The sequence below is a fragment of the Micromonospora sp. NPDC049891 genome (assembly GCF_040660295.1).
Lineage (GTDB): Bacteria > Actinomycetota > Actinomycetes > Mycobacteriales > Micromonosporaceae > Micromonospora.
Genome location: NZ_JBFAML010000001.1, coordinates 630,354 through 643,754, shown reverse-complemented (window position 1 = coordinate 643,754; position 13,401 = coordinate 630,354). Strand labels below are relative to the sequence as shown.

Sequence of the window (13,401 nt, the reverse complement as noted above, 5' to 3'; positions counted from 1 at the left end):
CCGTCGGCACGGCGACCGGGCGGGTCAACGGCACCGCTGGGGTTCCCGACGGGTCGGACATTCCCGGATTCTCGTACCTCAACCGGCAACCGGTTTGCACGAGCGGGACCCGATCGACAAGGCTGGTCGCCATGCCCGCCGCCTCGACCACTCTCCGTACGCTCGCTGTGTCGGTCATCGCGTTGCTCACCGTCACCGGCTGTCAGGCTCTGGACGATGCCGGGCGGGCCATGGGTCGAGCCGACATCGTCAACGACCTCGCCGCCCGGATGGACCGGGCGTTGGAGCTGACCTATTCGGCGGAGTACCAGATGGCCGGCGGGCAGAGCGCCTCGTTCGTCCAGTCGCAGGACCCGGCCCGGTCCAGCTACACCTGGCCCGGCGGCAAGCTGACAGTCACCGACGAGGCGACCACCAGGTGCGACACCGACGGCGACCGGACCGTCTGCACCGTGGAGGCACCGCCCGCCCCGAACAGCAAGCCCTCGGTCGTGGTCTTCGCCGAGGCCGAGCTGCAGGGGCTGGTCACGCCCCCGATGGTGATGGGCCGGCTGACCTCCGCGGCGCTGGATCCGGACGCGGTCATCACCGAACGCAGCAGCACGGTCGTCGGCCACCACGCCACCTGCGTCGACGTACGCCAGAACGCGGAGAGCTTCACCGCCTGCGTGACCGGGGAGGGCGCGCTGGGCAGCTTCACCGGACAGCTCGACGGGCAGCCGGTCGAGTTGGCGCTGAGCCGCTACCGCGGACAGGTCGACGGCGGCGCCTTCGACCTGCCGGCCGGGGCCGACGTGGTGGACCGGCGGACCGCCGGCCCCTGATCCACTCCGACGTCACTACAGGTCCAGCAGGGTGCGGAGGTGGCGCGGCGGCGGGCTGCCGTGGGCGAGCATCTCGTCGTGCCAGTCGCGCAGCGGTACGTCGGCCGGGCGGGCGGCGGCGATCTCGGCCATCTCGCTGTAGCCGACGAAATACGTCGACAGCTGCGCCGAGGTCAGCAGCGCGCGGCGCCACTTGCCCGCCGCCTCGCCCTCCTCCTGGAAGCCGCGTCCGGTCAGCAGCGCCATCGCCTCGGCCTCGGGCAGTTCCTCGGCGTGCGTCAGCTGATCGAGCAACGCGTTGAGTGTCATCCGTAGCTGCATCTTGAGCTGCTGCAACCGCACCGGCAGACCGCCGAAGTCGCGGCCGACCATCAACTCCTCGGCGTACACCGCCCAACCCTCGACGAAGGGGCCGGACCGGACCAGCGCCCGTACCCGGGTGGAGCCGGCGTAGCGCCGGGCGTGGGCGAGCTGGAGGAAGTGACCGGGCATCGCCTCGTGCACGGTGAGGTTACGGATCATGTGGTCGTTGTACTCGCGGTAGAACGATTCCACCCGGCCAGCCGGCCAGTCCACAGGCGTCGGCGCGATGCAGTAGAACGTCGGCACCGGCGCTGTCTCCAGACCGCCGGGCGCATCGCAGTAGGCCACTGCCACGCCCCGGGCGAACTGCGGCATGACCTGGATGACGCACGGATCCTCCGGCACGCTCACCAGGTCGTGCGCCCGGACGAAGTCGCTCGCCTCGTCCAACGTGATCGAGGCCAGGTCGACGATCGTGTGGTCGTCGGGATGCTCGGCCGCGAGCAGGTCCAGTGCCCGGCGTACGGTCTCGTCGTCGGCTGGACCACCGACCAGCTCGACCGCCGCCGCGCGGATCTCGTCAGTGACCCGGTCGAGGTTCGCCCAGGCCCGGCGTTGGATCTCAGCGGCACCCAGCTCGGTGTCCAGCTCATGCCACAGGCGTGCCTCCCAGCGCCGCCGACCCAGCCGGGGATCGCGGCCCGGCCCGGCGTCGGCCGCCAGGCCGGTGCGCAGCCAGGCGACGAACTCGTCGAGCGCGGCCAGCGCGGCGGTGGCGGCCGGCTCGATCCGGTCGACGGCGGTGGGAACCTGCGCGAGCAGCGCGGGCACCTCGTCGCGGATCAGTGCCGCCACACCGGTGAACTGCCCGACCGCCGTCTCGGCGTGGACCCGGGGCGTGTCGCGCAGCGTCGCGCGCGCGGTGGCCAGCGCATCCGGTACGGCGGTGAGCCGGCCGGCGACGGCTGTCAACCGCTCCTCGACCGGCGCGTACGGGCGGGACAGCAGGGCGTGCAGCAGTGGACCGGGGTTGTGTGCGAGCGGATCCCACTCGTGCCCCCGGATCTCGGTCAGCTCGAACAGTTCCCGGTCGACCAGGGCGGAGAGCAGGGCGTGGTCGACGCGCTCCTCGACGTCGAGGGCGTCGGGGTCGATCTCGACGAGCGCGCTCGCCGCATCGACGAGCATCGCCCGGTCCCCCGCGACCGCGTCGGCCGAGAAATCCGGCAACCGGTCGTCAACGCGATGGTCCCCCGCCGTGGCGGCGAGTGCCGGTCGACTCCCCAGCAACGCCTCGACAACCCGCTCCCCCACCACCTGAAACCGCTCCACCCCCCGACCCTAACCACCCCCACCCAAAACCCCCGCCCCGGCTCACCCCACCCCCGACCCGCGTTGATCATGAGGTTCGCGGCACGAAATGTCGGATTCGACGCCGCCAACCTCATGATCAACGCGGCGAGGTAGGGGGTGGGGAGGTGGGGGGTGGGGTGGGGGGCTCGGCGGTGCGGAGGGTTTGGGCGTGGGCCAGGGTGGTGCGGCGGAGGGCGGCTTCGGGGTCCAGGTCAGCCGTGCGGGCCTGGGCGACGATCGCGAGCAGGTGGGCGCCGAGGGCGGTCTCGGGGTCGGGTTGCGCCTCCGGTGACGGCAGCGGCGCGGTGACGCCGGCCCGGGCGGCCCGCTCCAGGATCTTCGCCGCCAGGGCGAGCGCCGGTTGGCTCACGGCGATGCCGTCGAGCACCGAGCCACGGGCCTTCTCCGCCCGCTTGATCCGCTCCCAGTTGGCGGTGATCTCCTCCAGGGTGCCCGCCTCGGCACCGGCGAATACGTGCGGGTTGCGCCGGATCATCTTGTCCACCAGCCCACCGGCCACGTCGTCGATGGTCCAGCGTTCGTCCTCGAGCAACTCCTCGGCCAGCCGGGCGTGCAGCAGCACCTGGAGCAGCACGTCGCCCAACTCCTCGCGCAGCGCGTCGGTGTCCCCGGCGCTCATCGCGTCGTACGCCTCGTAGCTTTCCTCAAGCAGGAACCCGGCCAGGCTCCGGTGGGTCTGCGCCCGCTTCCACGGATCCCCGCCGGGCGACAGCAGCCGGTCGAGCACCGCCACCGCGTCCAGCAACCGCGCGCCCGGTGGATCCCACGAGCCGTACATCAGCTCCAGCTCGGCCAGCCCCGGCTCGCGGGCCAGGCGCAGCCCCAGCTCCCGGGCCACCGACTCGTCCCCGGCCGGGCCGGCCAGCCAGACCACCGTGTCCTGCGCCGCCACCGCGTCCAGCAGCGCCGGCACCGGCGGCCCGTCGAGCACGCGCACCTCGGCGCCCGCCGACCGCAGCGCCGTGGTCAGCTCACTCTCCTCGGCGACAAGCACCGGAGCCGCGCGTACGACATCCCAGGCGGCTGCCGTCAGCAGGCCGGCCGGCAACCGGGGTGAGGTCACCAGCAGGACGATCCGGGGCATGCTCAGCCGTCGGTCGGTACGGACGGCTCGGGCCGCGGCCGCGGGGTGGAGATGTCGTTCACCGCGTCGGAGGCCGGCTCGCCCAGCGGCACGCCCACCGCGATGGCCTGCCCGGTGAAGCTCAGCACCGGGAACACCAGCGGCCGGTACCGGGGGTTGACCGTCACGTCGTACGTCTCGACGGCCTCACGCAGCGAGTCGCGGTTGGCCAGGGCCTGGCGCAGCTGCTCGCCGTCGAGCTGGGCGGCGGCCTGCTCGACGGTCACCTCGGGCGGCACCGCGCCGGCCCGCTTGCCGGCCGCGACCAGGTCGATCAGCTCCTGCTCGGTGGGGGCCACCGGAGCGCCGATCGGGATGCCGGAGAGGCAGGTGTACAGCTCGGCGACCTGCCGCACGTACCCGGTCTCCGGGCTCAGGCCGAGGCCCTGGGCCACCTGCGCCGGGTCGACCTGACTCTGCGAACGGTAGCCCTCGGCGGCGGAGATCCGCTCGCAGACCTCGCTGAGCACCAGGGTGCTCACCACCTGGCTGCGCCCGGGCAACTGGGGCTCCTGGCCGGGCAGCTGGGGCTCCTGCCCGGGCGGCACCTCGTCCGCCTCGGTCGGGATCGGGTTCTTCGCCTGAGCGTCCTCGATGACCTCGGTGACCGCGTCCTCGGTGATCCGGTGGTCACCGACGTAGGCGGCGACACCAGGCTCGGAACGGCAACCGGCGAGGGCGATGAGGCCGACCGCCACGCTGGCGACGGCGACAAGACGGCGAGCACGCATGCCCGTCACTCTCTCATGCCCCCTACCCACCTGTGACACCGGCGGGTACGCCGAGCACGTCGGAGAGCAACTGCGCGCACCACTCCAGCAGTGCCTGGTCGCGCAGCGGCTCACCACCGACCCGACGGGTGGTCGGTCGGGGCACGCTCACCTGGTCGAGGGCCGCCTTGTAGACCGAGTCGGGGTGGTAGCGCTTGAGCCGCAGCTGCTTGGAATCGGGCAGCGGCAGCGGCCCGAAGCGGAGGTGTTTGCCCTGCATGCTGACGTCGGTCAGGCCGTACTGGCGGGCCAGCAGGCGGAACCGGGCCACCGCGATCAGGTTCTGCACCGGCGCGGGCGGCTCGCCGTACCTGTCGGTCATCTCGGCGGCCACCTCGCGCAGCCGCTCCTCGTCGCGCGCCTCCGCCAGCTTGCGGTACATCTCCAGACGCAGCCGCTCCACCGCCACGTAGTCGTGCGGCAGGTGTGCGTCCACCGGGAGATCGATCTTGATGTCGGCCTCCTCCTCGGGGCGCTCGCCCTTGAACGCCTGCACCGCCTCGCCGACCATCCGCACGTACAGGTCGAACCCGACGCCCTCGATGTGCCCGGACTGCTCACCGCCGAGCAGGTTGCCGGCGCCCCGGATCTCCAGGTCCTTCATCGCGACGTACATGCCGGCGCCAAGCTCGGTGTGCTGGGCGATGGTGGCCAGCCGTTCGTGGGCGTGCTCGGTGAGCGGCTTGTCCCCCGGATAGAGGAAGTACGCGTACGCCCGCTCCCGGCCCCGACCGACCCGGCCCCGGATCTGGTGCAGCTGGGCCAGGCCGAGCAGGTCGGCCCGCTCCACGATAAGCGTGTTGGCGTTCGGGATGTCGATGCCGGACTCCACGATCGTGGTGCAGACCAGGACGTCGTACTCCTTCTCCCAGAAGCCGACCATCACCTTCTCCAGGGCGTCCTCACCCATCTGCCCGTGCGCCACCGCCACCCGCGCCTCGGGTATCAGTTCCCGCAACCGGCGGGCGGTCCGCTCGATCGACTCGACCCGGTTGTGCAGGTAGAAGACCTGGCCGTCGCGGAGCAGCTCACGGTGGATCGCGGCGGCCACCTGCCGGTCGTCCTGCGCCCCGACCGCGGTGAGCACCGGGTGCCGCTCCTCCGGCGGGGTGGCGATCGTCGACATCTCCCGGATGCCGGTGATCGCCATCTCCAGGGTGCGCGGGATCGGGGTGGCCGACATGCTCAGCACGTCGACCGCGGCCCGCATCGACTTGAGATGCTCCTTGTGTTCGACGCCGAAGCGCTGCTCCTCGTCGACGATGACCAGCCCGAGCGACTTGAACCGGGTGGCCGACGCCAGCAGCCGGTGGGTGCCGATGACGATGTCCGCGGTGCCGTCACCGACCATGGCGAGGGTCTGCTCGGCCTCCTTCGGCGTCTGGAAGCGGGACAGCTGCCGGATGGCCACCGGGAACTGACTCATCCGCTCGGCGAAGGTGTTGTAGTGCTGCTGCACCAGCAGCGTGGTCGGCACCAGCACCGCTACCTGCTTGCCGTCCTGCACCGCCTTGAACGCCGCGCGTACCGCGATCTCGGTCTTGCCGTAGCCGACGTCGCCACAGATCAGCCGGTCCATCGGGACGCTCTGCTCCATGTCCCGCTTGACCTCTTCGATGGCGGCGAGCTGGTCGGGCGTCTCCTGCCAGGGGAAGGCGTCCTCCAACTCCCGCTGCCACGGGGTGTCCGGCCCGAAGTTGTGCCCCTTCGACGCCTTGCGGGCGGCGTAGAGCTGGATCAGCTGGGCGGCGATCTCCTTGACCGCCTTGCGGGCCCGGGCCTTGGACTTCTGCCAGTCCGAGCCGCCCATCTTGTGCAGGGTCGGTTGCTCACCGCCGACGTAGCGGGAGAGTTGGTCGAGCTGGTCGGTGGGGACGAAGAGCCGGTCACCGGGCTGACCACGCTTGCTCGGGGCGTACTCGATGACGAGATATTCCCGGGAGGCGCCGTTGACGGTGCGCTGCACCAGCTCGACGTACCGGCCGATGCCGTGCTGCTCGTGCACCACATGGTCACCGGCGCGCAGCTCGAGCGGGTCGATGGTGTTGCGCCGCCGGCTCGGCATCTTCCGCATGTCGCGGGTCGACACGCCCCGCCCACCTGTCACGTCGCTGCCGGTGAGCAGCACGAACCGGGCCGCCTCGTCGACGAAGCCACCGGTCAGGCTGCCGCAGGTGACAAGCAGCTCACCCGGGGCGGGCGCGGCGGGCACCTCCTCGGTCATCCGGGCACCGAGACCGCCGTCGCGGAGCACCTCGACGGCCCGCTGGGCGGGACCGTGCCCCTCGAAGACAAGCGCGATCGAGAAGCCCTCGCCGGCCCACCGCTTCAGGTCGTCGACCACCCGGGCGGTCTCGCCGTGGTAGAGCGGGGCGGGCTGGGCGGTCAGGGCCACCGCGATGGCGTCGTCGGGAGTGACGTCGACCGCCTCCGGCTCGTCCTCCCACGGCTGCCGGGTCGGGGCGGTGCCGGGCTCGGCGAGGCCGAACGGAGACAGCGTCCACCAGGGCTGGCGCAGGGTCGCGGCGTGCGCGCGTACGTCGGCCAGGGTGTGGAAGGCGGCCGCGCCCAGGTCGACCGGGGCCTGGCCACCGACGGCGGCCGCGGCCCAGCTGGCCTGGAGAAACTCCTCCGAGGTACGGACCAGGTCGTGCGCCCGGGTGCGGATCCGCTCCGGATCGCAGAGCAGTACGTGGGTGCCGGCCGGCATGCAGTCCAGCAGCAGCTCCATCGAGTCGTTGCCGATCAGCGCCGGTGCCAGGGACTCCATCCCCTCCACCGGGATGCCACCGGCCAGCTTGTCGAGGATCTCGGCCAGCTCCGGGTGCTGCTGCGCGAGCGTGGCGGCCCGCTCCCGGATGTCGGGGGTGAGCAGCAGTTCCCGGCAGGGCGGTGCCCAGAGCTGGGCGATCTGCTCGATGGTGCGCTGGTCGGCGACGGCGAAGGTGCGGATCTCCTCCACCTCGTCGCCCCAGAACTCGACCCGGGACGGGTGCTCGTCGGTGGGCGGGAAGACGTCGAGGATGCCGCCGCGCACGGCGAACTCGCCCCGCTTGGTGACCAGGTCGACGCGGGCGTAAGCCATGTCGGTCAGCCGGCGGGCCACCTGCTCCAGGTCGGCCTCGTCACCGGCGGCGAGTCGCACCGGCTCAAGGTCGCCGAGCCCCTTGAGCTGCGGTTGCAGCACCGAGCGGACGGGGGCTACCACCACCCGCAGCGGGCCGGTGCGCCCGTGCGCGTCAGCCGAGTCCGGATGCGCGAGTCGACGCAGCACGGCCAGCCGCCGACCGACCGTGTCGGAGCGGGGGGAGAGCCGCTCGTGTGGCAGCGTCTCCCAGCTCGGGAAGATCGCCACCTGCTCGGGCGGCAGCAGGCTGCCCAGCGCGGCGACGAGGTCCTCGGCCTCGCGGCTGGTGGCGGTGACCGCCAGCACCGGCCGCCCCGCTCCGCCGGTTGTCGGGTGGCCGTTGCCGGGATCCGCCGCGACTGCGGCGACCGCGAACGGGCGCAGCGCCGGCGGGGCGGTCAGGTCGAGCCCGTCGACCTGGGCCGCACCGGAGCGCGCCAGGTCACGGACGCGGGCCAGGCCCGGGTCGGCCAGGGCGGCGGCGAACAGTCCGGTGAGCGCAGTCATGATCACTTCCGAGATGGGGACACGACGATCACCCCGCGTCCGGACCGGACGGGGGGTCGTTACCGATTGACACTATCTCTCCGGACCGACGAATCACCGCCGCCCACGGCCACCGCCGCCCAGGCGAGCACGGCGGGCGGCCGACGCCAGGATGCTGGTTGCCGTGCCCTGTCGGGCTGACCGCACAGACGGTTCACCGGCACCGGCCCCGTGTCGGGGGAAACCGGGTGGTGGCCCCCGGCCGGCGCACCGAACGAGATTGACGCCCGTGCCCGGCTGTGGTCGGCTGCCCGAATGAACGGGGAATTTCGTGCGCAGTTCGACGCCGACGTCGCCTTCGCCAACGGCGGCGGCCTGACCACCGAGGGGTTCCGGCTGGACATACCCGGCGACCGGATCGACGACGCCGACCTGGCGGCCTTGTTCGTCCGACATCTCGGCCTGCTGATGGTGTCCGAGGTACGGATCACCAACAAGACGATCATCGAGGAGCCGCACAAGGGCGGTCGCGCCGTCCCGAATGCCGCAGACGGCACCACCGGTCGGCGGCTGATCGAGCTGAGTCACCTGGTCACCGACGGGATGACCACCCTGCCCGGCTGGCCGGCGCCGCGGATCACCGAGTGGCTGACCCGCGAGGCTTCCCGGAAGCACTACGCCCCGGGCACCGAGTTCCACGTGGCGCGGATCGACATGATCGCCAACACCGGCACCTACCTGGACACCCCCGCCCACCGGTACGCCGACGGTGCCGACCTGTCCGGCTTCCCGCTGGACCGTCTCGCCGACCTGCCCGGCCTCGTCGTCCGGCTGCCCGCCGGCACCCGCGCGGTGGACCGGCTGCTGCTGGCGCCGTACGACGTCACCGGCAAGGCCGTGTTGCTGCACACCGGCTGGGACGCGCACTTCGGCACCGACGGGTACGGCGCCCCGGAGGCACCCCACCTGACCGGCGACGGGGCGCAGGCGCTTGTGGACGCGGGTGCCGCCCTGGTCGGCATCGACTCGATCAACATCGACGACATGGGTCCGGCAGCCGGCGGTGAGCGGCCCGCGCACAGCACTCTGCTGGCCGCCGGCATCCCGATCGTGGAGCACCTGACCGGGCTGGCCGCCCTCCCGCCGGACGGTTTCCGGTTCACCGCCGCCCCGCCGAGGGTGGCCGGCATGGGCACCTTCCCCGTCCGTGCCTTCGCCGTCATCGACTGACGGACAGGCCGACTCCAGATGCGGGATGTCGCGGCTTCCGCTGCGGGCGGACACCGCAACATCCCGCACGTCGAGTGGACGTTGCGCCTCGGGGCCTTGGCCCGACAGTCAGTAGCGGACCGAGATGCGACGCTGGACCGCGTCCACCCGGACCGCACCGCCGTACGGAATGATCAGTTGCGGGTCGGTGTGCCCGAAGTCGACGTCGAAGACCAGGACCGCGTCGGGGGCGTACTCGGCGAAGGCCCGGGTGACGGCGGCGCGCTGGTCCCGGGCGTACTCCGTCTTCTCCTGCGGGGTGAGCCGGCGGCCGAACTCCCACGCCTTGGCCCGACCGACGAGCGCGGCGGGGAAGCCACCGAGCAGGCCGCGCTCGCCGAGATTACGCAGCATCCGGTAGACCTCGACGGCCGGCGGAAGTTCCTCCGACGTCTCCATCAGGAAGATCGAACCGGCGAGCGTGGCGGTGGGGGCCACCCGGTCGGCGGCGAGCAACCAGTGCAGCACCTCCAGGTTGCCGCCCCAGGTCCGGCCCTCGACCACCGTCGCCGGGCCCTGCCAGTGCCAGCCGGTGCCGGGAAACATCACCGGCTCGTCCGCCAGGCAACCGCTGTCGTTCCAGTCGTTCGGCTGGTCGCCCCACTCGGGTGCCGGGACGAGTTCGAACCAGTCGGAACTGAACAGCGCCGCGCGCAGCGAGTCGGCGGTCACCGGGTGCAGTGCGCCGGGGCGGCCGAGATGCACGAGCACCGAACCGCCGTGGTAGCTGACGACGCCCAGCCGGTGCAGGTGGTTGAGCACGTTCGTGTTGTCGGAGTACCCGAAGTAGGGCTTCGGGTTGGCCCGCAGCACCTCGTCGTCCAGGTGCGGCGTCACGGTGATCAGGTCGTCGCCACCGACGGTGGCCAGCACGGCGGTGATCGTCGGGTCGGCGAAGGCGGCGGTCAGGTCCCGGGCCCGGTCGCGCGGGTCGGCACCCATGATCCGGGTGGTCGGGTACTCGACCGGCTCCAGGGCGTACTCCTCGCGCAGTCGGCGCAGCCCCAGCTCGTACACGTGCGGGAAGAGACCCGGCAGGCCGGCGGAGGGTGAGACGACCGCCACCCGGTCGCCCGGGCGAGGTTTCGGAGGGTGGCGCAGCGCTGTCATGTGCCGACGCTATCGCCGGCCACCAGCGGTTTTCGGGCCTCCCGACGAGGGGTGCCGGCACCGGTACGACCCCGCGATGATCGACCTCACATCCGGCCGCCACCGTCAACGCCCTCCGAACATGATGAAGGCGACAACCTGGGGCCCCTCCTTTCCGGCGGGTTCACGCGGATACGATCGGGGGAGTCGGACAGCGCTGTCCTTCGTACTTGACGTGAGGAGCGCATGGTGACCGACCAGCACGATCACGACGGCCCCGACGCCGCCCTGCGCGCCGACATCCGCAGATTGGGCACCTTGCTCGGGCAGACCCTGGCCCGGCAGGAGGGGCGCCCGCTGCTCGACCTCGTCGAGGAGATCCGGGCCCAGGTCCGCACCGACGCCCCGGCCGCCGCCCGGCGGCTCGGCGGGCTCGATGTGACCACCGGCACCAAGCTGGCCCGCGCCTTCTCCACCTACTTCCACCTGGCCAACATCACCGAACAGGTGCACCGGGCCCGCGACCTGCGCCGCCGCCGCGCCGTCCAGGGCGGCTGGCTGGACCAGGCGGCCAAGATGATCGCCGAGCGTGGGGTGCCGGCCGAGGAGATCGCCTCGGTGGCCCGCCGGTTGGCGGTACGTCCGGTCTTCACCGCCCACCCGACCGAGGCGGCCCGCCGGTCGATCCTGTCGAAGCTGCGCGCGATCGCCGACGAGCTGGACGCCGAGACGGCGAACGCGATCCTGTACGGCGCCAGCGACGAGGCTCCGGCGAACCGGCGGCTGGCCGAGTTGCTCGACCTGATGTGGCAGACCGACGAGTTGCGGCTGGACCGGCCGGACCCGACCGACGAGGCGCGTAACGCCATCTACTACCTGCGTGACCTGTACGCCGAGGCGGCTCCGCAGGTGCTCGACGACCTCGCCGAGACGCTGCGCACGCTCGGCGTGGAGACCTCACCGACGGCCCGGCCGTTGACCTTCGGCACCTGGATCGGCGGTGACCGGGACGGCAATCCGTTCGTCACCCCGGCGGTGACCCGCGAGGTGCTGGCCATCCAGCACGAGCACGGCCTGACCGCCACCGAGGCGGCCATGGAGGAGCTGATCAACGAGGTGTCGGTCTCCCGCCGACTGCGCGGGGTGTCGCTCGACCTCTCCGCCAGCCTCGCCGCCGACCTCGACGCGCTGCCCGAGGTGGCACCCCGGTTCCGCCGGGTCAACGCCGAGGAGCCGTACCGGCTCAAGGCCCGCTGTGTACGCGCCAAGCTGGCCAACACCCGGGCCCGGCTGCGGCAGGGCACCCCGCACGTACCCGGTCGGGACTACCGGGGTTCGGCCGAGCTGATCGCCGACCTGGACCTGCTGCGCGCCTCACTGGCCCGCAACTCCGGTCAGCTCACCGCCGTCGGCCGGCTCGCCTCGACCATCCGTACCGTCTCCGCGTTCGGCCTGCACCTGGCGACGATGGACGTCCGCGAGCACGCCGAGAAGCACCACGAGGTGCTCAGCCAGCTGTACGCGGCGGTGGGCGAGGTGGACGACTACCCGTCCCTGAGCCGGTTGGAGCGCACCAAGCTGCTCGCCGACGAGCTGGCCAGCCGCCGTCCGCTGTCGACGACGGACACTCCGCTCAGCGAGTCGGCGCGCAAGACGTTCGACGTGTTCGCCACCATCCGTGAGGCGCAGGACCGGTTCGGCTCCGAGGTGATCGAGTCGTACATCATCTCGATGACCCTCGGCGTGGACGACGTGCTCGCCGCGGTGGTGCTCGCCCGCGAGGCCGGGCTGGTGGACGTGCACAGCGGCCGGGCCCGGATCGGCATCGTCCCGCTGCTGGAGACGCCGGCCGAGCTGAACTCCGGCGGCGAGCTGCTCGATGAGCTGCTGTCGCTGCCGGCGTACCGGGCGCTGGTGGCGGCCCGCGGCGACGTTCAGGAGGTGATGCTTGGCTACTCCGACTCCAACAAGGAGGCCGGCATCACCACCAGCCAGTGGTCCATCCACCGGGCTCAGCGTGCACTGCGTGACGTGGCCGCCCGGCACGGGGTGCACCTGCGGCTCTTCCACGGCCGGGGCGGCACCGTCGGGCGCGGCGGCGGCCCCACGCACGACGCGATCCTGGCCCAGCCGTACGGCACCCTGGACGGCGCGATCAAGGTGACCGAGCAGGGTGAGGTGATCTCCGACAAGTACACCCTGCCGGCGCTGGCCCGGGAGAACCTGGAGCTGAGCGTGGCCGCCGTGCTCCAGGCGACGCTGCTGCACACCGCGCCCCGGCAACCCGCCGAGATGCTGGAACGCTGGGACGCGGCGATGGACGTGGTGTCCGAGTCGGCGTTCCGGTCGTACCGCTCGCTGGTCGAGGACCCGGACCTGCCCGCGTACTTCTGGGCGTCCACCCCGACCGAGCTGCTCGGTGCGCTGAACATAGGCTCCCGGCCGGCGAAGCGACCGAACACCGGTGCCGGGCTGTCCGGGCTGCGGGCCATCCCGTGGGTGTTCGGCTGGACCCAGACCCGGCAGATCGTGCCCGGTTGGTTCGGGGTCGGTTCCGGCCTGGCCGCCGCCCGGGAGGCCGGTCTGGCCGACGTGCTGGCCGAGATGCACCGCAACTGGCACTTCTTCCGCACGTTCCTGTCCAACGTGGAGATGATGCTGACCAAGACCGACCTCGGCATCGCCCGCCGGTACGTGGAGACCCTGGTCCCGAAGAAGCTGCACCCGATCTTCGACCAGATCGAGCAGGAGTACGAGCTGACCCGGCGCGAGGTGCTCGCGGTCACCGACTCGCCGGACCTGCTGGAGAACTCCCCGGTGCTGCAACGCACCCTCGCCGTACGCGACACCTACCTGGAGCCGTTGCACCATCTCCAGGTGGCGCTGCTACGGCAGTACCGCGAATCGGGGGCGGCCGGACGGGCGGTGGCCACCGCCCCCGGTGGCCGGCGCGCACCGAGCGACGGCACGGCCCTGGAGCGGGCCCTGCTCACCACGGTGAACGGCATCGCGGCCGGCATGCGCAACACCGGCTGA

Annotated in this window: 8 protein-coding genes; 3 read left to right on the top strand and 5 right to left on the bottom strand. The window is 72.1% G+C overall.

What is annotated here, in order from left to right; all coding sequences use genetic code 11:
* Positions 1-131: 131 nt before the first annotated feature.
* Positions 132-824, top strand: a complete 693-nt coding sequence (locus AB0I71_RS03075; RefSeq protein WP_357581555.1) for a hypothetical protein — start codon at positions 132-134, stop codon at positions 822-824.
* 15 nt (positions 825-839) lie between these two features.
* On the opposite strand, the gene AB0I71_RS03070 is transcribed toward AB0I71_RS03075, so the two are convergent.
* The 4 genes from AB0I71_RS03070 to mfd all read right to left on the bottom strand — a co-directional run bounded on the left by AB0I71_RS03070 (position 840) and on the right by mfd (position 8,028).
* Positions 840-2,459 carry a DUF885 domain-containing protein gene (locus AB0I71_RS03070; RefSeq protein WP_357581554.1) on the bottom strand — a complete coding sequence of 540 codons (1,620 nt, stop codon included), beginning with the start codon at positions 2,457-2,459 and terminating at the stop codon, positions 840-842.
* Between the two features lie 118 nt (positions 2,460-2,577).
* Positions 2,578-3,585 (bottom strand): nucleoside triphosphate pyrophosphohydrolase, encoded by a 1,008-nt coding sequence (locus AB0I71_RS03065; RefSeq protein WP_357581553.1) that lies wholly within the window; start codon positions 3,583-3,585, stop codon positions 2,578-2,580.
* A gap of 2 nt (positions 3,586-3,587) precedes the next feature.
* Positions 3,588-4,355 (bottom strand): hypothetical protein, encoded by a 768-nt coding sequence (locus AB0I71_RS03060; protein WP_357581552.1) that lies wholly within the window; start codon positions 4,353-4,355, stop codon positions 3,588-3,590.
* Positions 4,356-4,377: 22 nt separating this feature from the next.
* Positions 4,378-8,028: a transcription-repair coupling factor gene (gene mfd / locus AB0I71_RS03055; RefSeq protein ID WP_357581551.1), complete on the bottom strand. Its 3,651-nt coding sequence runs from the start codon at positions 8,026-8,028 to the stop codon at positions 4,378-4,380.
* A 294-nt stretch (positions 8,029-8,322) separates the two neighbouring features.
* Here mfd and AB0I71_RS03050 point away from each other — a divergent pair, with 294 nt between their 5' ends.
* Positions 8,323-9,237 carry a cyclase family protein gene (locus AB0I71_RS03050; protein WP_357581550.1) on the top strand — a complete coding sequence of 305 codons (915 nt, stop codon included), beginning with the start codon at positions 8,323-8,325 and terminating at the stop codon, positions 9,235-9,237.
* Positions 9,238-9,345: 108 nt separating this feature from the next.
* Here AB0I71_RS03050 and AB0I71_RS03045 read toward each other — a convergent pair whose 3' ends face one another.
* Positions 9,346-10,386 (bottom strand): S66 peptidase family protein, encoded by a 1,041-nt coding sequence (locus AB0I71_RS03045; protein WP_357581549.1) that lies wholly within the window; start codon positions 10,384-10,386, stop codon positions 9,346-9,348.
* Between the two features lie 228 nt (positions 10,387-10,614).
* On the opposite strand from AB0I71_RS03045, the gene ppc reads away from it, so the two are divergent.
* A complete protein-coding gene (ppc, locus tag AB0I71_RS03040; protein WP_357581548.1) occupies positions 10,615-13,401 on the top strand; it encodes a phosphoenolpyruvate carboxylase in 2,787 nt (928 codons plus the stop codon).

Coding starts and splice junctions, on each gene's coding strand:
- AB0I71_RS03050 (WP_357581550.1), top strand. CDS start 8,323: ATGAACGGGGAATTTCGTGCGCAGTTCGACGCCGACGTCGCCTTCGCC.
- mfd (WP_357581551.1), bottom strand. CDS start 8,028: ATGACTGCGCTCACCGGACTGTTCGCCGCCGCCCTGGCCGACCCGGGC.
- AB0I71_RS03065 (WP_357581553.1), bottom strand. CDS start 3,585: ATGCCCCGGATCGTCCTGCTGGTGACCTCACCCCGGTTGCCGGCCGGC.
- AB0I71_RS03075 (WP_357581555.1), top strand. CDS start 132: ATGCCCGCCGCCTCGACCACTCTCCGTACGCTCGCTGTGTCGGTCATC.
- AB0I71_RS03060 (WP_357581552.1), bottom strand. CDS start 4,355: ATGCGTGCTCGCCGTCTTGTCGCCGTCGCCAGCGTGGCGGTCGGCCTC.
- AB0I71_RS03045 (WP_357581549.1), bottom strand. CDS start 10,386: ATGACAGCGCTGCGCCACCCTCCGAAACCTCGCCCGGGCGACCGGGTG.